The organism is Vibrio mediterranei, assembly GCF_900088415.1.
Classification (GTDB): Bacteria; Pseudomonadota; Gammaproteobacteria; order Enterobacterales; family Vibrionaceae; genus Vibrio; species Vibrio mediterranei.
Window position 1 is genome coordinate 92,285 of record NZ_FLLQ01000008.1, and the last position, 21,346, is coordinate 113,630.

General features: G+C 44.8%; 12 protein-coding genes. 5 read left to right on the forward strand and 7 right to left on the reverse strand.

Annotation, left to right across the window (positions count from 1 at the left end):
- The first annotated feature begins 9 nt into the window (after nt 1-9).
- The gene (locus VME0621_RS20280; protein WP_171392134.1) at nt 10-708 is read left to right on the forward strand and encodes a BON domain-containing protein; all 699 of its coding nucleotides are present in this window, start codon (nt 10-12) and stop codon (nt 706-708) included.
- Between the two features lie 67 nt (nt 709-775).
- On the opposite strand, the gene ilvN is transcribed toward VME0621_RS20280, so the two are convergent.
- From ilvN to erpA, 5 genes are all read right to left on the reverse strand, one after another.
- Nucleotides 776-1,270 (reverse strand): acetolactate synthase small subunit, encoded by a 495-nt coding sequence (gene ilvN / locus VME0621_RS20285; RefSeq protein ID WP_006072691.1) that lies wholly within the window; start codon nt 1,268-1,270, stop codon nt 776-778.
- Between the two features lies 1 nt (nt 1,271).
- Nucleotides 1,272-3,008: an acetolactate synthase 3 large subunit gene (locus VME0621_RS20290; protein WP_038224002.1), complete on the reverse strand. Its 1,737-nt coding sequence runs from the start codon at nt 3,006-3,008 to the stop codon at nt 1,272-1,274.
- Between the two features lie 424 nt (nt 3,009-3,432).
- Nucleotides 3,433-6,582 carry an efflux RND transporter permease subunit gene (locus VME0621_RS20295; RefSeq protein WP_062459881.1) on the reverse strand — a complete coding sequence of 1,050 codons (3,150 nt, stop codon included), beginning with the start codon at nt 6,580-6,582 and terminating at the stop codon, nt 3,433-3,435.
- Nucleotides 6,583-6,591: 9 nt separating this feature from the next.
- Nucleotides 6,592-7,707: an efflux RND transporter periplasmic adaptor subunit gene (locus VME0621_RS20300; RefSeq protein ID WP_062459883.1), complete on the reverse strand. Its 1,116-nt coding sequence runs from the start codon at nt 7,705-7,707 to the stop codon at nt 6,592-6,594.
- A 253-nt stretch (nt 7,708-7,960) separates the two neighbouring features.
- Nucleotides 7,961-8,302: an iron-sulfur cluster insertion protein ErpA gene (gene erpA / locus VME0621_RS20305; RefSeq protein WP_006072684.1), complete on the reverse strand. Its 342-nt coding sequence runs from the start codon at nt 8,300-8,302 to the stop codon at nt 7,961-7,963.
- A gap of 302 nt (nt 8,303-8,604) precedes the next feature.
- Here erpA and hemL point away from each other — a divergent pair, with 302 nt between their 5' ends.
- The 4 genes from hemL (at nt 8,605) to VME0621_RS20325 (ending at nt 16,019) form a co-directional block, all read left to right on the forward strand.
- Nucleotides 8,605-9,897, forward strand: coding sequence for a glutamate-1-semialdehyde 2,1-aminomutase (hemL, locus tag VME0621_RS20310; protein ID WP_062459885.1), 1,293 nt, complete (start codon nt 8,605-8,607; stop codon nt 9,895-9,897).
- A 339-nt stretch (nt 9,898-10,236) separates the two neighbouring features.
- On the forward strand, nt 10,237-11,310 hold the full coding sequence (locus tag VME0621_RS20315) for an AI-2E family transporter (RefSeq protein WP_006072681.1): 1,074 nt from the start codon (nt 10,237-10,239) through the stop codon (nt 11,308-11,310).
- A gap of 66 nt (nt 11,311-11,376) precedes the next feature.
- A complete protein-coding gene (gene rsmC / locus VME0621_RS20320) occupies nt 11,377-12,399 on the forward strand; it encodes a 16S rRNA (guanine(1207)-N(2))-methyltransferase RsmC (RefSeq protein ID WP_062459887.1) in 1,023 nt (340 codons plus the stop codon).
- Between the two features lie 233 nt (nt 12,400-12,632).
- Nucleotides 12,633-16,019, forward strand: coding sequence for a response regulator (locus tag VME0621_RS20325; protein WP_062459889.1), 3,387 nt, complete (start codon nt 12,633-12,635; stop codon nt 16,017-16,019).
- A gap of 100 nt (nt 16,020-16,119) precedes the next feature.
- Here VME0621_RS20325 and acnB read toward each other — a convergent pair whose 3' ends face one another.
- Both acnB and VME0621_RS20335 read right to left on the reverse strand, forming a co-directional pair.
- A complete protein-coding gene (gene acnB / locus VME0621_RS20330) occupies nt 16,120-18,717 on the reverse strand; it encodes a bifunctional aconitate hydratase 2/2-methylisocitrate dehydratase (protein WP_038224012.1) in 2,598 nt (865 codons plus the stop codon).
- Between the two features lie 302 nt (nt 18,718-19,019).
- Nucleotides 19,020-21,338, reverse strand: coding sequence for a patatin-like phospholipase family protein (locus VME0621_RS20335; RefSeq protein ID WP_062459891.1), 2,319 nt, complete (start codon nt 21,336-21,338; stop codon nt 19,020-19,022).
- Nucleotides 21,339-21,346 lie beyond the last annotated feature (8 nt).

Sequence of the window (21,346 nt, forward strand, 5' to 3'; positions counted from 1 at the left end):
ACCATGAAGATGTACAAAGTTCTGACTTTGCTATTGGTTAGCATCATGTTGTCTGGATGTGCGGGCTTGTTTGTCGCTGGCGCTGCAACCACTGTCAATTTAGTGACTGATACTCGAACCACAAAAGAAATTTGGAACGATAACTCATTAGAATCCGAAGTTGCGGGGATGAGTAATAAAGCCCCCTACGTAGGCCAAGTACGCGTGGTTGCAAGTTCTCAACGCGGTACCGTGGTTCTGATGGGACAAGCCAAGACTCAAGCACTAAGCAACCAACTTGAAGCGCAAGTCAAAGGCTTAAAAGGTGTTAAACGAGTTTATAACCAAATTCGAATTAAAGATCCGATCAGCTTCACGAGTGTCAGTAATGACAGTTGGTTAACGACAAAAGTGAAATCAGCGTTGCTGACCGATGAGCGCCTTAACGGTGTAAAAGTTAAAGTCATCACTGAAGACAAAGAAGTGTTCTTACTCGGTTATGTTTCTAAAGAACATGCAGATGTTGCCACTGAAATCGCTCGTAACGTCTCTGGGGTAAACCAAGTTATTCGCGCTTTCCAATTTAGTGAGCAGCAAGACAAACTCAATACCGAGGCTCCAGTTGAAGAAACAAAACAGCCAGAAGCTCCGGTTAAAAATGCCGAACCTGAAGAAGAAATGAGACCAATCATTGAAGAGCCTGCACCTTTTCATGAAATAGAAGGTTAAAGTCCTTAAACGTAAAAAGCGAGCTTAATGCTCGCTTTTTTAATATCTGTGGTGCGTCTTTAACTCTCTATGGCTTAAGTGCTCGCTCACCACGGGCAATACCTACGATACCACTTCGAGCAACTTCCACCACATCAGTCACTTCAGAAAGTGCTGAAACAAAAGCATCCAACTTCTCTGCGGTGCCCGCGAGTTGCACGGTATACTGAGAAGCCGTCACATCAACAATCTGACCACGGAAAATATCTGCAGTACGCTTTACTTCCGCACGAGCGAAACCACTGGCTTTTACTTTCACCATCATCAGCTCACGCTCAATATGGTCAAATTCAGTTACTTCTTGAACCTTTAGAACATCAATAAGTTTGTGGAGCTGCTTTTGAATCTGTTCAAGTTCCATTTCGTCTGACTCAGTCGTGATATTAAGACGAGATAGGGTTTCATCATCTGTTGGTGATACGTTGAGTGACTCGATGTTATAACCACGTTGAGAGAACAAACCTACCACTCGAGAAAGTGCACCCGGTTGGTTTTCCATTAGTAGTGAAATGATATGTCTCATATTATGTTCTCTCCGTTTTGCTTAGCCACATCTTATCCATGCCTTCCCCTTTAATTTGCATTGGGTAAACATGTTCTGTTTCGTCAACATTGATGTCGACAAATACTAAGCGATCTTTCATTTCTAGCGCTTTCTTCAAACCAGACTCAAGCTCGCTTGGGTTAGAGATTCGAATCCCTACATGGCCGTAAGCTTCTGCAATCGCAGCAAAGTCTGGAACAGAGTCCATATATGAGTTTGAGTGACGACCTTGATAAATCATGTCTTGCCACTGTTTTACCATTCCTAAGAAACGGTTATTTAGGTTAATGATCTTAATTGGCACATCATATTGCATCGCCGTCGACAGCTCTTGAATATTCATCTGAATACTGCCGTCACCGGTGACACACACCACTTCCTCATCGGGATGCGCAAATTTCACGCCCATGGCTGCTGGGAAGCCAAAGCCCATGGTTCCTAAACCACCAGAGTTGATCCAACGACGAGGTTTGTTGAATGGGTAATAAAGCGCTGCAAACATTTGGTGCTGGCCAACATCTGACGCGACATACGCATCACCGCCAGTCAGTTTGTGCAACACTTCAATAACTTGTTGTGGTTTAATACGTTCTTCTGAGGTCTCATAACCTAAGCAGTTGCGCGCTCGCCATCCTGCAATGTCATCCCACCAAGCATTAAGCGCAGCTTCATCATTCGTTCCGCCTTGCTCCACAAGCAATCTAAGCATGGTCTCAAGCACCACATCTGCAGAGCCAACAATCGGCAGGTCAGCACGAACGTTTTTAGAAATCGACGATGGATCGATATCGATGTGAACCACTTTGGCATTAGGGCAGTACTTATCAAGGTTGTTAGTTGTACGATCGTCAAAACGTACACCTACACCAAAAATCAGATCAGCATTATGCATTGCCAAGTTCGCTTCGTAGGTACCGTGCATACCCAGCATACCTAGTGCGTTTTTGTGGGTACCAGGGAACGCGCCTAGCCCCATCAAAGTACTAATAACAGGTAAGTTAAGCGTTTCAGCTAGCTTAATAATATGCTGGTCGGCTTCTGACATTACCGCACCACCACCGACATAAAGCACTGGTTTCTTCGCTTCTAGAATCGCTTTTAGTGCTTTTTTGATTTGTCCTTTATGGCCCGTCATTGTCGGGTTGTAAGAACGCATCTTAATCGTTTCCGGATACTCGTAAGGAAACTTAATTTGCGGATTCATAACATCTTTTGGAACATCAACAACAACTGGACCTGGACGACCAGAAGAGGCGATATAGAACGCTTTCTTTAATGTTTCGGGTACATCTTCTGCACGTTGTACTAGAAAGCTGTGTTTGACCACAGGACGTGATACACCCACCATGTCACATTCTTGGAATGCGTCATTACCAATCAGGTTATTTGGTACGTTACCAGAGATAACAACCATAGGGATAGAGTCCATGTATGCGGTTGCAATACCAGTAATCGTATTAGTTGCACCAGGACCAGAACACACTAATACAACGCCAGGTTTACCGGTTGCACGTGCGTAGCCATCAGCCATATGAGTCGCAGCTTGTTCGTGACGAACGAGTACGTGTTGAATGTTTTCGCGCTTTTCATGCAGCGCATCGTAGATATCGAGAACGGAACCACCTGGGTAGCCAAAGATTTGTTGAACACCTTCGTCAATCAAAGATTGTACGATCATCTCTGCACCAGATAGCATTTCTGGGGTTGAATCTGCCATATTGTCTCCTTACCAGTTATCGCAGCAATTTGGTTATTGCTGAGCTGGCATTACATAGTTAGGTCTTATTCGTAGCCTAAATCGAAATTACTCACTTTCGGCTATGTCACGCCTAGCTTGTCATAACAAGCCATTCGTTTACGCAACAACTTTAACTCTTTCTTAGCACAAGATCTAACCCTATCAAGTTCTCAAAAAACACACTCCACTTTTAATGAGTCGTTTTGCAAACATTTGTTACAAGCTTGAACCACTAGCCAAACGATCAACAAGGATATCAATGAAAATTCAGTATTAAATTCTTTCAGATAGCCCTAAAAACCGCGCAAACCTATCGGTGAGTTGGATAATTCACAATTAAGCTATCCGCAGAAAAAACAAAAGCCTCCCAAAGGAGGCTTTCAAATTTGAAGGCTCTATGTTTTTAAGCCGCTTTTGCTGGAGGCTTTCTCTTACTGAAGCGCCAACGCTTGAAAATCGATGGTTTAGATTGCTTCTCTTCTCGCTTTCCTAACATTAACAAACAAGGAGTTAATACTAATGTCAATACTGTCGCGAATGCCAAACCACCAGCGATAGCTGTTGCTAACTGCGACCACCACTGAGTGCTCGGAGCCCCAAACTCTATTTTTTGGTTAATGATGTCGACATTCATCTCCAGCACCATTGGCATAAGGCCAAGTATGGTCGTTACTGTAGTCAATAAGACGGGACGCAAACGCTGAACTCCGGTTCTCAATATGGCATCTCGCTTGTCTAAACCTCGTTTTAGTAGTTGGTTATATGTGTCGATCAGCACGATGTTATTGTTCACGACGATCCCAGCTAAAGCGATAACCCCAATTCCCGACATGATAATGCCAAATGGTCGCTGGAAAATAAGCAGACCTGCAAATACCCCCACTGTCGAGAATATAACGGCACTTAAGATAAGGAAGGCTTGATAGAAACTATTAAACTGAGTTATCAGAATCAATGCCATCACCGCTAGTGCAACCAAAAACGCACTTTGTAGGAATTCAGATGAGTTCTTCTGTTCTTCGTTTTGACCACGAATTCTATAATCGATACCGGCTGGTAAATCGATATTACTCAGTTGCTGCTGAAACCCTGGCAGTTCGACCGCGAGGTTATACCCTTCAGCCATATCAGCCTTAACACTAATGATACGAACGCCATCTAAACGGTTGATCGTATCTTGTTTAGGCTGAGGAGTTATCTCTGCAAAGTTGGTAATAGGCACCAATCCCGCAGGGGTTTTGATACGGAGCTCATCAAATCGGCCAATATCTCGTTTGTCACTTGGGAATCGAACAAGAATATCCACCTCCTCCGTCGAGTCGTCAGGCAAATAGTCGCCAATTTTCAATCCATTAGTGACAAACTGTACCGTATTTCCAACCAAAGTCGCGTCCGCAGCAAACCGTGATGCATCATCGCGACTGATATCAATTTGCCAATCAATACCCGGCTTATTCGAGGTATCACTGATATTGGTCAGCTTAGAGTTACCATCAGCCCAACGGCGTATCATTTTAGCGGCTTCATCGAGCTTTTCTGGGAAACGCGCCGAGAGCTCAATTTCTAGATCGTGTTCAACAGGCGGTCCAGCATCTGGGAATTTGTACTCGATCTCGACACCAGCAAACTGATCCGTGGTCTGCTTGAGCTCTTCGATAATAACATTCACACGGCGACGATCTTGCCAATCAACCGGAGTGATCTGAATCGTACCAATTTCATCCTTACCACCGGTTTTGGTATAGACGCTCTCAAATTCTTTGTGGTTAAACATTACCTGTTCCACCACTCTCATCACTTCATCTTTCTCCTTGATCGATAAGTCACCGTGAGAACGTACTTTTACATTGAAGTAAGGAGGATCTACCTCAGGGAAGAACTCGGCACCTAGACCCGCTTTGTTGTAGGCGAACCCGACCCCTATCGCCATCAAAATCGCCAACAACAATATTTTCAGAGGGTGACCAATGGCAATATCTAGCGTGTGGTAATAGAGCTTAGTGATACCGGTTGCTTGATCAAATTCACCGTTATGTAATGCAACCATCTGTTGCTGGCGCTTCTGTGAAACATACTGAGGCTTGCCAATCAAACCACCGATAACTGGCACAAACAACAGCGCCATGACAAGCGATGCAGTGAGGGTTGCGATAAGAGTCAACGGTAAGAATTTCATAAATTCGCCGGTGGTGTCCGGCCAGAATAATAGCGGCGCAAAAGCTGCTAACGTAGTGGCCGTTGAGGCTGTAATTGGCCACGCCATTCGCCTTGCAGCGTCGCGATAAGCTTGTTTACGAGGCGTACCCTCTTGCATTCGACGGTCAGCAAACTCAGTGACAACAATGGCCCCATCAACCAGCATTCCCACGGCCATGATTAGTGAGAACAGCACGATAATGTTGACCGTTAAACCAAATACTGAGAGCACCAATAAGCCCGTTAGGAAAGAGCCGGGAATTGATATCCCTACCAACAAGGCCGTGCGTACACCAAGAATAGCTATAATGACGATCACTACTAAAATGATGGCCGAAAGAATATTGTTTTGGAGATCATTAAGCATGATCTTTACGTCTTTCGATTCATCTTTGGTGAATTTCACCAAAAGGTTATTTGGCCACTCCGGTAGCATTTGTGCTTGGCGTAATACCTCTTTAACGAGATCTACCGTTTCAATAATGTTCTCACCCGAGCGTTTTTTGACATCAAGTACCACTGCCGAACGACCATCTAAACGAGCAAAGCTGTCAGGATCTCTAAATGCGCGGCGCACTGTCGCCACATCACCAAAAGTAATCACCTGTTTGCCATCGACCTTAACTGGTAGCTCTAATACATCTTTCAAGCTATCAAATACGGAAGGCACTTTAACGGAAAAACGTCCATATCCAGTATCGACAAAACCCGCAGCCACCACCTTATTGTTCAATGCGATTAAATTGTAGATATCGCCCTGATCTAAGCCATAGCTTTCCATCAATAATGGATCGACAACGATTTCAACGATGTCTTCACGGTCACCCGCGATATCCACTTCAAGGATCTGCCTATAGCTTTCCAACTTATCCCGCAATTGGCGAGCGAGTTGAACAATTGTGCGCTCTGGAACAGTACCGTAAAGAACGACTGATAACACAGGTTGCTCAGAGGCAAGGGTTACTTCGTTTACCGTCGGCTCATCACTGCCATCAGGTAGCTTAGGCTTCGCTAAATCTACCGCATCTCTGACATCGGCCATTGCTTTGGCTAGATCGACACCGACGTTAAATTCCAACGTCACTGAGCCATGCCCTTCTGAAGCCGTCGCCGTCATCTCTTTCACTCCCTCTACGGAGCGCATCTCTTTTTCAAGGGGACGAACTAACAATCGTTCACTGTCAGTAGGAGAAATACCTTGGTGGCTAACAGAAACATAAATGATTGGAATGGTAATGTCGGGGCTAGACTCTTTTGGTATCGAGTTATAAGTCGCAATACCAGCAATCAAAATTAGAACCAGTAAACTCAACATAGTTCTAGAGCGAGACAGCGCCGCATCAATTAATGCAAACATAGCAGCTCCTTATTGCTCTTGCTGCTGGGCAATTTGATTGGCTTGGTCAACACTGATCGCTTCAACGTTGTCGCCATCACGAACAAACCCCTGTCCGAGCACAATAATGTCAACTTGCTTGCCCAGCCCGGTCAGCCAAACGCCATCTTGCTCAGCTTTAACAAGCTGAATCGGTATAAAGGCGACTCGATTTTCCTTGAGAGTTTTCACCCCTAGGTTGCCACTTTCATCTAGCGCCAGCATTGCAGGCGTAATCTTAATCGCTAGTTGCTCATCTAACGCAAGTTCAACCTCAGCACTGATACCAGCCGGAATACGTTGATTAGGATTTGGTACTTCGATTTCAATCGGGAAAGTATTCGTCGATTCGGAAGAAACTCGAGAGATATAGCGCAACTTTCCAGTCACTTCATCACCGTTAATAAAGCGGATTTGCGATGGTTGACTAGTGACCAATTGCTGAATATGTCTCTCGCTAACATCCGCTTCGATGATCAACGTTTCTAAATCAATCAGCGTCGCCACAGGGTCACCAACCGAAACAAAATCACCAAGTTCAATATATAGATGGTCAACAATACCGGTAAATGGAGCTTTGACTGATGTATTGCGTAATGCCAATTTCGCCGCACTCACCATAGCTTTCGCTTCAGTTAAATTTGCGGCAGCGGTTGAGTAAGCCACTTCTCCTTGAAGTCCTTTGCTTTTTAAAGATTTAGAGGCATTGAATTCTTGCTGTCTGACATTTAGCATCGCTTGAGCACGCTCTAAGCGTATCTGCAAATCACCGAGATCGATTTGAGCGATAGACTGACCGGCTTTAACTGAGTCACCTTTTCGTACATTCAGTTTAATGATCTTACCTGCAATCTCAGCGCCCAATTTCGCGGTACGATCTGGCGCTGTTCGGCCGTAGAGATCGATTTTCTTCTCGACTTGTTGAGCCTTGAAAGTTTGATAGACAACGCGGGCTAGAGGCGCAGGGTCATCGGAAGGTGCGGTAGATTGATTTTCTTCAGCTTTTAACACGCCTAAACCTAGCCACACACTAAGTATGAAGATACAGAGCAGAGAAATAAGCCAAGGACGTTTTGAAAAAAAACTGCCAGATTGACTGATTGGCATAATCATTTCCTTATAATTGTGTTTTTGACGCTAACTGGTTAGATACGCTGCTCTAAGGCAACTGGTTCTAAAAAATTATTAGCAATCAAACATTAAACGACATCCTATGTTTAATGCGATGACTGGAATACTTTACTCAGCCTAGAGAAATAGACAACTAAACTTCTCTCCTAATCTGCTCTTAATGGGGGATTTTTCACAGTGTTGAAAGCTGGCTCAAAAAAGGCGAACACATGGTTCGCCTTTTTATCTGCTATACGCTAAACGATGCGCCACAGCCACAGGTTGTTGTCGCATTTGGGTTATTCACAAAGAAACGAGAACCTTCTAGTCCCTCAGTATAATCAACTACACCACCAACTAAATATTGCAGGCTCATTGGATCAACCACCAGAGTTACACCACATTTCTCAATTGTCGTGTCACCTTCGTTCACGTTCTCATCAAACGTAAAACCATATTGGAAGCCACTACAACCGCCACCCGTGATATAAACACGAAGCTTAAGCTGTGGGTTTTCTTCTTCTGCAATTAGGGTCTGTACACGCGTTGCCGCGGCATCTGAAAAATCTAAAGGAATAGCTACATCACTCACGGGAACCTCTCTTGCTACTCAATCGCAAATAACACCCTACCACAACCTAATGATGGGCAGATATCCCCTGCGATGAAAAAGGACGGCCCAGCTGCTCACCAGACCTTGCATATAATTTTAAAGTTATTGCACCAGATTATCTAATACCTGACTGCTTCGTTCAAGTATTACGCAAAAGCAAATTAGCTTTACAGCAGATTCAAACGCTAATTTACGAAAATGTGCTCAAAACACTACTAGAATCTGTGCGGAGATGTACAATGCTGCTCAACTTGGTCCGAACAAGCAAAGAGGAACTTTCCATGACCAAATCAGCTGAGCTGTATGAAAAAGCGCAACAGACCATCCCAGGCGGTGTTAATTCTCCGGTTCGTGCCTTCAACGGCGTAGGAGGTTCACCTATTTTTATCGAACGTGCCGATGGTCCATTGATTTTTGATGCTGATGGTAAAGCGTACATCGATTACGTAGGTTCATGGGGTCCTATGATTCTAGGCCATAACCACGCCGCAATTCGTGATGCAGTGATTAATGCAGCGCAACGTGGATTAAGTTTCGGTGCACCAACTGAAATGGAAATCAACATGGCGGAATTAGTTCGCAAGTTGGTTCCATCAATGGAACAACTGCGCATGGTAAGTTCTGGTACAGAAGCTACCATGAGTGCTATTCGTCTAGCGCGTGGCTACACTGGTCGTGACAAAATTCTTAAGTTCGAAGGTTGCTACCACGGTCATGCCGATAGCCTATTGGTTAAAGCAGGTTCAGGCGCACTGACTCTTGGACAACCAAGCTCTCCAGGTGTACCTGCTGACTTCGCTAAATACACACTGACGGCACGTTTCAACGACCTAGATTCCGTTAAAGCTCTGTTTGAAGCAAACAAAGGCGAAATCGCTTGTATTATCGTTGAACCTGTTGCGGGCAATATGAACTGTATTCCGCCAGTAGAGGGTTTCCATGAAGGTCTACGTCAGATTTGCGATGAGGAAGGTGCTCTACTTATTTTTGATGAAGTAATGACAGGTTTCCGTGTTGCTCAAGGTGGTGCACAGGCACATTACAACATCAAACCAGACTTAACCACGCTAGGTAAAATCATCGGCGGCGGTATGCCAGTTGGTGCTTTCGGTGGTCGTAAAGAAGTGATGCAATACATCGCACCAACAGGTCCTGTTTATCAAGCAGGTACACTATCAGGCAACCCAATTGCAATGGCGGCAGGTTACGCTTGTTTGACGCTACTTTCCGAAGAAGGTAATGAAAAACGCCTAGCGAATAAGACCAAACAACTTGCTGATGGCTTTAAAAAACTTGCTGACAAACACGGCGTACCACTAGTCGTGAACCAAGTAGGTGGCATGTTCGGTTTCTTCTTTACTGAGCAAGAAACTATCACTTGCTATGAAGAAGTAGCTAAGTGTGATGTTGAACGTTTCAAACGCTTCTTCCACTTAATGCTAGACCACGGTGTTTACCTAGCACCATCAGCATTTGAAGCAAGCTTCACCTCGTTGGCACACGGCTCTAAAGAAATCGATGCAACATTAGAAGCAGCTGATCGCTGTTTCGCCATCATTGCTAGCGAAGCATAAGCAAGCATTGTAAAAATACCTTATGGGCTGATTAATCAGCCCTTTTTTATGCCTGCCAATTAAACAATGCCAGAATAATGAGCACTGCAATGGTCAGAGAAAACCAAGGAATAGCACGTTTTTGACGCTTATTCGATTGACACTTTTTGTCGTCGCTACAACACCCCATATTCCCTCCGTAAAGCCAGTAAATGAAAAGTAATTAACATTGATCGATCAACATTTTGCGTCCATTATATGACCACTATAACTAAGTAAAAATGCCTCGTCTGTAGGTGTTTGTCATAAAGTCATTACCCCTTCTTTAAGAAGGTCTGAGGAAACGTTGTGAAAAATAAAATGAATGTGACTGCTAGCCACTGGGTACTTATCCTTGCCCTTCTGTTTGCAGCGTTTGCTTGTTATTTATTAGTCGAACCCTATATGAATTCCATTGTTATGGCGTTCATCCTTTCTCTGTTGATGTTCCCGATTCATGAGTGGATTGAGAGCAAAATGCCAAAACACAAGAACGTCGTCGCCTTGCTCTCATGTATTGTATTGACGTTTATTATCGTTATGCCTCTGCTTTTGGTGTTTAGTGCTATCGTTCAACAAGGTTCCGTGTTCTCTCAAAACATGTATCAATGGGTCACTGGCGGTGGTATTCAAGAGGTTATCGCCCACCCTTGGGTAAAGAAAGGGTTGTCTTTTATCAATGACTACCTCCCTTTTGACGCAATTAACGCACAAGATATTGCTCAGAAAGCGGCTGAGTTTGCGACTTCGCTAGGTTCGAATTTAGTTGCGACTAGTGCAAAAATTCTTGGTGACGCAACAAACTTCCTGATGAACTTCTTCTTGATGTTGTTTGTTCTGTTTTTCCTATTGCGTGACCACGACAAAATCATCGCTGCGATTCGCCATATTCTGCCTTTCTCGCGCAGTCAAGAAGACCGCCTATTGAATGAGATTGAAAAAGTGTCGAAATCAGCGGTCATGGGTTCATTCTTGACCGCGATAGCTCAAGGGGCCGCAGGTGGTTTTGGTATGTGGATGGCAGGTTTCCCCGGGCTGTTTTGGGGCACAATGATGGGCTTTGCATCCTTTATTCCTGTTGTAGGTACCGCACTTATATGGATACCAGCTACCGCTTACTTGCTCATTACTGGCGATACCACATGGGGCTTGTTCTTAGCTGTCTGGAGCATCGCCGTCGTAGGCTCTATTGATAACGTGCTGCGCCCGCTGCTAATGCAAGGCAGTGCGGGTATGAATACTCTGATGATATTCTTCTCTCTCTTAGGGGGTATTCATCTATTTGGCTTAATTGGATTGATTTACGGCCCTCTTATCTTTGCCATCACTATGGTTCTGTTCAATATGTACGAAGAAGAATTTAAAGACTTCTTAGACGGACAAGATAACAGCTAGACACTTTTTTCAGGGAGGGCTTTGTGAGAGAATCCCCTCCCTTTTTACTTCCAGAGATAACTCGTCATGGCAACCTACATCGCACCTAGTCAAATCGCGGAAAGGCAACTCGAATACTTCGCGCAAAAGCGTGTATTGGTCATCGGCGAAATAGAAGATCAGTTCCCTATCGAGCTTAGTAAACATTGCGACAAGGTGACGGTATTTACCAGTAATTACATCACCTACCGCATGTTAAGCTCTTCAAGTAAAGTCACTACGTTGTTCGGCGCTTCATTACCGAGTGACATTGATGCCGATATGATTTTACTCTACTGGCCAAAAGCGAAAGCCGAAGCGCAAATGCTACTGGAAATGGCACTAGCAAAACTTGGCAACGACACTGAGATTGCTGTTGTCGGTGAAAATCGCTCTGGTGTAAAAAGCATCGAAAAAATGTTCAAGCCTTACGGACCAATGAACAAATATGACTCAGCTCGACGTTGCTCTTTTTACTGGGGCATGTGTCAATCAGCGCCCGAGTCATTTGAGCTTGAAAACTGGTTTAAAAGCTACCACGTAGAGCTCAATGGATTACCCATCACAGTTAAAAGCCTGCCAGGCGTCTTCAGTCACGGTGAATTTGATGGTGGTAGTCAGTTGCTCCTGAACAACCTACCTGAACTGAAAGGTAAAGTGCTCGACTTTGGTTGTGGTGCCGGTGTTATTGGCGCTTACATGGGGCTAAAATATAACGATATTGAACTCAATATGTGTGATATCAATGCCTTTGCCATTGAATCGAGCAAGCAAACTCTATTAGCAAATAATTTAGAAGGTCAGGTATTTGCGTCAGACGTCTACTCAGATGTCACCCCGGGACTCGACTTTATTATCAGTAATCCTCCGTTTCACGCTGGCTTAGATACCAGTTATTCAGCAACAGAAACCTTATTGTCTGACGCACCTAACTATATGAATAACAACGGGCAGTTAATGATTGTTGCTAATAGCTTCCTCAAATACCCACCTATTATTGAGCAGCAATTTGGTCACTGTCATACAGTCGATAAAAATCGTAAGTTTGCTATCTATCACGCAACAAAATAAGTCATCAAGAATCCAATTGGTTGGTGTTCTCAAGCCTTTTATCAACCAATTGAATTCATTTAAATAACTCGCTTCACTAGGCCCTTTCTTACACAGCAAAGCTGCTTGCATACGTTATTTTTGTGTTACTCAACACGGTTTATCGCCAACTTACTTGTCAAAGAAAAAAAAGTCATTAAATTGCTAAGGTTAACTCTTTCTTAATTCGTCATACCGAGAGCTAAGCGATAAATATGTTCAAGTTGTATCGAAAACAGAAATTCAAGCGACTGCAAAACACCTTGATGATGGCTTTTTTGGTGCTCAGCATTACACCCTTGACGGTCATCGCGCTATTCTTTCTCAACGCACACAGTCAGGATCTAAAAGATCAAAGTACCTCTCATCTGGTATCGATAAGAGATACTAAAAAACAGCAGTTGATCAACTACTTTCAAGCTCAAGAGTCTGAAGTCATGGGATTCGTACGTTCAGAACTCGCTTATGCCAGTGGAGGACGATTCTATGGCCTGGTAAATGCGTTCCAGCGCCTCGGTGACGATATAGAACAAGCAAGAGAACATGCGCAAGAACGCTATATTCAAGGTTCAGGCAATCAAGTAAAAACCGCAATCCTTCCAGACTCTAGTAGTTATGTAGGAAGTGAGCGCTACCGTCTTCTACACAAGCGCTATCATAGGGCGTTTATGGAGCACCTGAAACGCTCAGATTTTGATGACATCATACTGGTCGATCTTGCAGGCAACGTCACCTACTCCGTCTATAAAAATCGCTATTACGGCACAAATTTAGAAACGGGCGAGTTTTCAACTCAGATCCTTGGCGAAACCTTTGATCGTTTGAAATCTGAAGTCACTCACAAGCGCAAAGAAAACGAAGAGTACACCCCGGTTGTTATTTCCGACTTTGCCCTGCAAGATGACCAACAGTACGCTTGGCTTGGTGCACCGATTATCCAGCAAGGTTACCTTCACAGTTATGCCATGTTCAGACTTCCCATCAAGGGAATCACTAAACTCATCACTGACGGCAAACCAGATGATATTAAGCTGCTGCTCGTCGGTAGTGACCATGCTGCTAAGATACTTGGGCTTGAACAAGACACCATAGACAACAGCAACGAAGTTATATCACAAGCCTTATCGGGTCTCACCATGGTGGGTAGCTACACCAATGCCAAAGGCGAAGACTACTTTGCGGCATTCACTCCTATTCAACTCAATGAAACCAATTGGGCACTGGTTGCCGAAACACCAGAAGCCATCGCTTTTGCTAGCGTTAAGCAACTAGAAAAACTGTTTGTTATTGCAATGCTGACCGCGATTGTGCTGGTTGTCATTGCTTCACACTACCTTTCTAACTTTATTACGTCGCCACTGCTTAAGCTTACTTGGGCGGCTGAAAGAGCCTCTGGTGGAGACTTAGAACCTTCGATTATTAGCGCAGACCGTAAAGATGAGATTGGCCGATTGGCTCTGAGTTTCGAGCGTATGAGGCGCTCAATAAAAGAGAAAATCGAGCTCATTAAGAGTCAGAACCAAGAGCTAGAACAGAATCTAGTCACGATTAAAAAGCAAAATGAAGAATTACAGCTAGCAAACAAGCTGAAAGATGAATTCCTTGCAACCACCTCTCACGAACTTCGCACTCCACTTCACGGCATGATTGGGATTGCAGAGGCAATGATCTCTGGTGCCAATGGACCAATTGGCGCCAATCATAAGTATCAGCTTGATATCATTGTTAACAGTGGCCAGCGCCTTGCTGGATTGGTGGACGATCTTCTCGATTATCACAAGATGCGTTACGGCAACTTAGATATTGAACGTTCTGCTATCAGCTTAACCGGTGCAACACAGCTGGTCTTGGAGCTGTCACATCACTTGCTTGGTGAAAAAAAGATTCGAATTATCAATCAAGTCCTCGAACCATTGCCTTATGTCTCAGCCGACCCACAGCGCTTAGAACAGGTACTTTATAACCTTGTAGGTAATGCCATCAAATACACCAATGAAGGTAAGATCGTATTATCGGCCACCGCCATGGATGATCATATTCGTGTACAAGTAGTAGATACTGGCCAAGGGATTCCTGCTCAGCAGCTTGAACATATTTTCGAGCCGTTAGTTCAAGCGGGTCATGATTCAGGTCATTATCGCCAAGGTGCAGGGCTTGGCTTATCGATAAGTCGACAGCTTATTGAGTTAATGGGCGGTTCTCTTTATGTCAGTAGTCAGCCTCATGTTGGCACCACGTTCAGCTTCACCCTTCCTTTAGCGACACAGGAAGAAATAGAGCATATGTCTCAATTAGGACAGAATAGTCACTTCCATATCGCCGAGCCGACTGAGATCAATCCCGAAGAAGAGGAAGTCCTTCCTGAGAATCCAGATGGACCAGTACTACTTGTCGCGGATGATGAGCCAGTGAATTTACGTATCCTAGAGAGCTTTTTAAGACTAGAAGGCTATCAAGTAAAACTGGCCAAAGATGGCTTAGAAACACTGGATGTTATTGAGCATGAAAAACCAGACTTACTGCTGCTCGATATTATGATGCCTGGAATGAGTGGCTTTGAAGTGTGTGAAACCATTCGTGAACAATATGATCATGCCGCGCTGCCTATCATAATGCTCACCGCTTTGAATCAATCAGAAGACAGAGTTCGTGGTTTTGAGCTCGGTGCCAATGACTATCTTGCAAAACCGTTCAGTAAACCGGAGCTGGCAGCACGTATCGCCGCTCACCTTCAAGCAAGCAAAGCCGAAGAAAGACGCGCCGAAAATCAACTTCTCAAGTATGAAATCAAACAACGTGCGTTGGTTGAAGCCAGCTTGTTAGAAACACAAGGGCGTTTGATCGAGCAGCTCGATAGTGCGCCGGAAGCGATTCTATGCATCCGAGAAGATCTCAAGGTACAATTTGCTAACCAAAGTGCCGGACGTATGTTTAAACGCAGTGTTGAGCAGCTCAAACGCTCCAATGTTGAAGAGCTAATTGCGCCTAAATTTATTCACTTGTCTCAGGAGCATTATTGCGGCGATATCGATATTTTTGTCGATGATGTACGCCAACATATAAATACTGACATTCTCACCTTACCTGAAGGTTCGGGGTTAAAGAGCATCTACATATTCGAACAAGGGCAGTCTCTCGATCAAACGCGCGTGAAAAACCTAGAGACCGCTATTGATGCGCTTTCTCGATATGCGATTGAAGGTGATAAGGCGAAACTGCTCGAGCTCAAAGAGCTGGGCGGAGAATTTACTCAATTGGCGGATAAAGCCGTCGATGAAGAGAAGTCTCGTCCTGAATTGATGCGCGAGTTATTGGTAGATACCATGACCAATGCGTTGGAGTATTGGGAAAGTGTTACTGGACAAACCAAGTTTGCCTTTGCTGAACAAAGTGGCTTGTGGCGTGTTTACTTAGACCGCAGCACCTTGCAAACGCGCACATTGGATAAATATTTGCGCTTAGAGACGTTACCCAAAACACCTCGTTGGCGTACAGTACTAAGCTCAGTAGAATACATACTCGACCATTGTCACCGTCAAGGCCCAGAGCGCGACCATATTATTGCTCTACGCGACAAGCTACAAAAGTTGCTGACCAATTAGCCTAGATCAAATCACTAACTCAGCGCATAAAAAAACGGCCACTCAAAGTGGCCGTTTTGCTATTCAGCATAGAGCTCTTATCGAGCCCTATAATTCACCATTAAGCAGGCTCTTGAAAGATGACTGTGTCTGCTTTCTCTGTGTACTGCCCCATACGGTGGAAGTTTAGATAGCGGTAAGTATCTGCAGCCGTTGGGTCAATCTGCTTCATGTACTCTAGGTATTCTTCTTTCGTTGGAATCTTACCTAGGATTGCACCGACTGAAGAAAGCTCAGCTGACGCAAGGTATACATTAGCACCAGTACCAAGACGGTTCGGGAAGTTACGAGTCGACGTAGACATAACTGTCGCTTCGTCAGCCACACGCGCTTGGTTACCCATACACAAAGAACATCCCGGTGTTTCGATACGAACCCCAGCGCGACCAAAGATACCGTAGTAGCCTTCTTCTGTTAGCTGGTCACGGTCCATTTTCGTTGGCGGAGCAATCCATAGACGAGTATCTAGTTGACCATTGTACTTATCAAGTAACTTACCAGCAGCGCGGAAGTGACCAATGTTAGTCATACAAGAACCAATGAAGACTTCGTTGATTTCTGTTCCTTGCACCTCAGAAAGTAGGCGAGCATCATCTGGGTCATTTGGTGCACAAAGAATTGGCTGCGTCACGTCTGCAAGGTCAATCTCGATAACATGTGCGTATTCTGCATCGCTATCCGCTTGCATCAGTTCTGGATTAGCAAGCCACTCTTGCATTGCAACAATACGACGTTCGATAGTACGACGGTCACCATAGCCTTCTGAAATCATCCACTTAAGCATAGTGATGTTTGAGTTCAAGTACTCTTCGATGGACTCTTGAGACAGTTTAACGGTACAACCTGCAGCACTACGCTCAGCCGAAGCATCAGAAAGTTCGAATGCTTGTTCAACAGTTAGATGTTCAACGCCCTCAATCTCTAGGATACGACCAGAGAACTCGTTGATCTTACCGGCTTTCTCAACCGTCAATAGACCTTGCTGAATCGCATAGTAAGGAATCGCATGAACAAGGTCACGAAGTGTGATGCCTGGCTGCATTTCACCTTTAAAGCGAACAAGGATAGATTCTGGCATATCAAGAGGCATAACACCGGTTGCCGCAGCAAACGCGACCAGGCCAGAACCTGCTGGGAAAGAAATACCTAGAGGGAAACGAGTATGTGAGTCACCACCTGTACCAACGGTATCAGGTAGAAGCATACGGTTTAACCAAGAGTGGATAACACCATCACCTGGACGCAGTGAAACACCGGCACGGTTCATGATGAAATCAGGCAATGTATGATGAGTATTCACATCGACTGGTTTTGGATATGCTGAGGTGTGACAGAATGACTGCATTACTAGGTCTGCAGAGAAGCCTAAACATGCTAAGTCTTTTAGCTCATCACGTGTCATTGGGCCTGTCGTATCTTGAGAACCAACCGTCGTCATCTTAGGCTCACAGTAAGTCCCCGGACGAACACCTTCAACGCCACACGCTTTACCAACCATCTTCTGAGCCAATGTATAGCCAGCATCTGACTCTTCAACGGCTACTGGGCGGCGGAAAACTTCTGACGGCTCAAGACCTAAAGATTGGCGAGCACGATCTGTTAGACCACGACCAATGATAAGTGGAATACGACCACCTGCACGAACTTCATCAATCAGTACGTCTGTTTTTAGTGCAAACTCTGCTAGGGTTTCACCTGAGTCGTGGTTACATACTTTGCCTTGGTATGGATACACGTCAATCACGTCACCCATGTTCAGCTTAGTTACATCCACTTCGATTGGCAGTGCCCCTGCATCTTCCATTGTGTTGAAGAAGATTGGCGCAATCTTGCCACCCAATACATAACCACCAGCACGCTTATTTGGTACGTTTGGAATGTCATCACCCATAAACCACAACACAGAGTTGGTTGCTGATTTACGAGAAGAACCTGTACCGACCACGTCACCAACATAAACAAGTTGATGACCTTTGCCTTTAAGTGCTTCAATTTGTTTGATTGGGCCGATTGAACCTGGTTGATCCGGCTCAATGCCATCGCGTACGTTTTTCAACATCGCTAGGGCGTGTACTGGAATATCTGGACGAGACCAAGCATCAGGTGCAGGCGACAGATCATCAGTGTTGGTTTCACCCGTCACCTTGAATACTGTCAACGTAATTTTCTCTTGTAGCTCTGGTTTAGACAGGAACCATTCCGCTTCAGCCCAAGAGGTTAGAACTTGTTTTGCGTAGGCATTACCCGCTTTTGCTTTCTCTTCTACATCATAGAAAGCGTCAAACATTAGTAGCGTATGAGACAGTGCTTTAACGGCAATTGGCGCTAGCGCTGCATCGTCCAGCAAGGCAATCAGTGATTCAATGTTATAACCACCTTGCATAGTGCCTAGGAGTTCAGCTGCTTTTTCACGGCTCACTAGTGGCGATTCTACTTCGCCCTTAGTTACAGCCGTCAGAAAACCTGCTTTAACATAAGCAGCTTCATCAACACCAGGTGGAATACGGTTCTCGAGGAGGTCTAGAATAAACTCTTCTTCACCCTGAGGTGGGTTCTTTAATAGCTCAACAAGTCCAGCAACTTGTTCGGCGTCTAGGGGTCTTGGGACAACTCCTTCGGCAGCACGCTCTTCGACGTGTTTACGGTAGGCTTCAAGCACGACTTTTTCCTCTCATTGCGGTCCCTCCTTAATAATTAGAATTAGGAGTGGACATCCTTGGAAACTTGGCTCTCCCTCGCCTTATCTCGTCATCAAGTAACTGAATCAGCAGTGCCAGAGAGGCCAAACTGTGGGGCGAAGGATAGCAAATTTAACGTTAGATTAAAATCTTATCATTTTGACCAACATTGCAAGTTTGAGTAAAAACAAGCATTTTGCGACTAAAGTTGCAGCAGGTCGCTGCAATACTACCCTTCATTTAGAGTATTTATATTCAACATAATCTGGAGTGATAATGTCGTTTAGTAAGCGGCTCCAATAATCAAATAGAACGAGCGTAACCCTGTTTCTACTTGACCATAAGACAGCATAATAGGCCCGACAGGGGAGTCTATACCAGCAAATACTGACCCCGCTAAATACAATGGTGCATTAGACAAAGTGCGGTCGCCATTCCAGACACCGCCATACTCAGCACTTGCTCCTAAGTAAACCGGTGATTGGAACATACCAAAGTCGTTGTCGAACCAGCGATAGCGATACACCAGGCTGCCATAGAGCTTGTTCTGGCCAATCAAACTATTACGAGGAATCCCCGACATATTCAAAAAGCCACCCAGCTCTCTTGGACTTACAGGTAACGAGTCGTTTTCCGTCTCGATCATTTCATAATCGAATGAGCCTACAAAAGTGTTGCGATTGAAGGTTTTTGCATATTTAGTAGCAAGGCTAATTTCATAGGCATTATCAGAAAATTCTGAGGGTTCAGTTTGGATGTTTTGGTCGCCACTGTCTCTCGATAGCAAATACTCCATGCTCACCAACCAGCCTTTGGTTGGCAAGCTGTAATCATCTAACGTATCCAGTTTATAGCTGGCAAAAAAGCCTCGACGATCAAAATCAAACTTTCCAGATGATGGGAGCGGTGATACGAATGATTCTCCAGTGGTATAACGCGCACCAATTTTTACTTCTTGCCACAATGTGGGTTGATACCCCACAGCAAGTTCACCTTCCCATTCTCTGTAGGTCACCGGGACAAAGTCATCACTACCTTCAAGAGCTGGGTCAACACAGCCATCTTCGCTGCTGTTTAACTGACAAAGTACGTTACGCTTATCACTGTTGTAACGCAGACCTGCCAATAAGAAAAAGTCCTGATTGAACATGAACGGTGAGTAAAGCTCACCTTCCACACGTTTATCGGTACCAAAGTCAGCATTCACTCTCAGTTCAGCACCGCGATCGTTTAAATCGGTAAAGTTCGTAGTAACACCTATCGAATAGAAGCTGTTCGCATTGAAGTCTTCTTCAAGATAGAAACGAAAGTCCATATAATTTGGACCCCAAGATTTCTCTTTAACATTAACGACGAGCTCGGTATCTCCCTTACTGTCATCATAATGGTATGTGATCAATTCGAAACGATCGAGAGCATAGAGCTCCTCGATATGCTTTTCTATCTCATCAGTTTCTAGGATCTCGCCCGCTTCCAACCCTAAGCGGCTTTTGATTAGCTCATCACTGTAGTGGCTTTGGTTATTGATCACTATCTTATCGATTACGTTCTCATCACCGTACACTAGCTTTTTACGTGCTAGCTGTTTAGCATCGATATAATGTTGGAACTTAGCACTGTTTACGGTGAGCGCCTTAAGCTGTTTCTCATTACGATAAGCCGCTTGATAACCCAAATCATACGCTTTCGGCATCGCTGAAAAATCGGTGGTGGCGATCTGTCCCACGTCTGGGTGCATAAGGATGTCATTGTCATCTAAAGCTTGCATCTGTTCTTCTGTACTGCGACGTACCAAATAATTGGATAGCTGTTCGCCAACGGTCAAGAAGCTACTGAAATCTTCTCGGGTTTTGTAGTCGCTACTGATATCAACCGCGATGATAATATCCGCACCCATCTGCTTAGCCAGCTCGACAGGCATGTTATTAGTCACCCCACCATCAACCAGTAAATAGCCGTCTAGCTCGTAAGGTGGCAGTGCGCCCGGTACCGACATACTCGCCATCATCGCGTCCACGAGATAACCTTTATCCAGTACAACAGGCTCAAGTTTTAATATGTCCGTCGCCACCGAACGATAAGGAATGGCCAAATCATCAAACGATTTGAACTCAGGGAGGTTGCCCGTGGTTTTGCGCAGAATGCGTAACATATTCTGGCCTTGTACCACCCCTTTTGGGGCTTCTATCGAGCCAAAATGTAAACCGATATCGGTGCGAATTTGGTAGCGATCTTCCGACTCCTTATCGCGAACCCTGCGTTGACTGCGGCTGACGCGGTCGCGATATCCATTATTCCAATCCACGGTATAGATGAAGCTCTCAATCTCGTCAGCACTCATTCCGGTCGCATAAAGGCCACCCACATAGGCACCCATGCTTGTGCCCGTGATGATATCAACAGGAATCTGCATTTCTTCTAGTGCTTTTAGAACACCGATGTGTGCAGCCCCTTTCGCGCCGCCACCTGCCAGAACCAATCCTATTTTAGGACGGTCAAGTTCCTTTGCGTTGTTATCAGTATTTTCGGTTGCTAACACCCATCCACTGCTGGACAGGAGAGCGACGGCTACTAGCCACTGAATCAGGCGTTTCACATTCATCCCTAAAA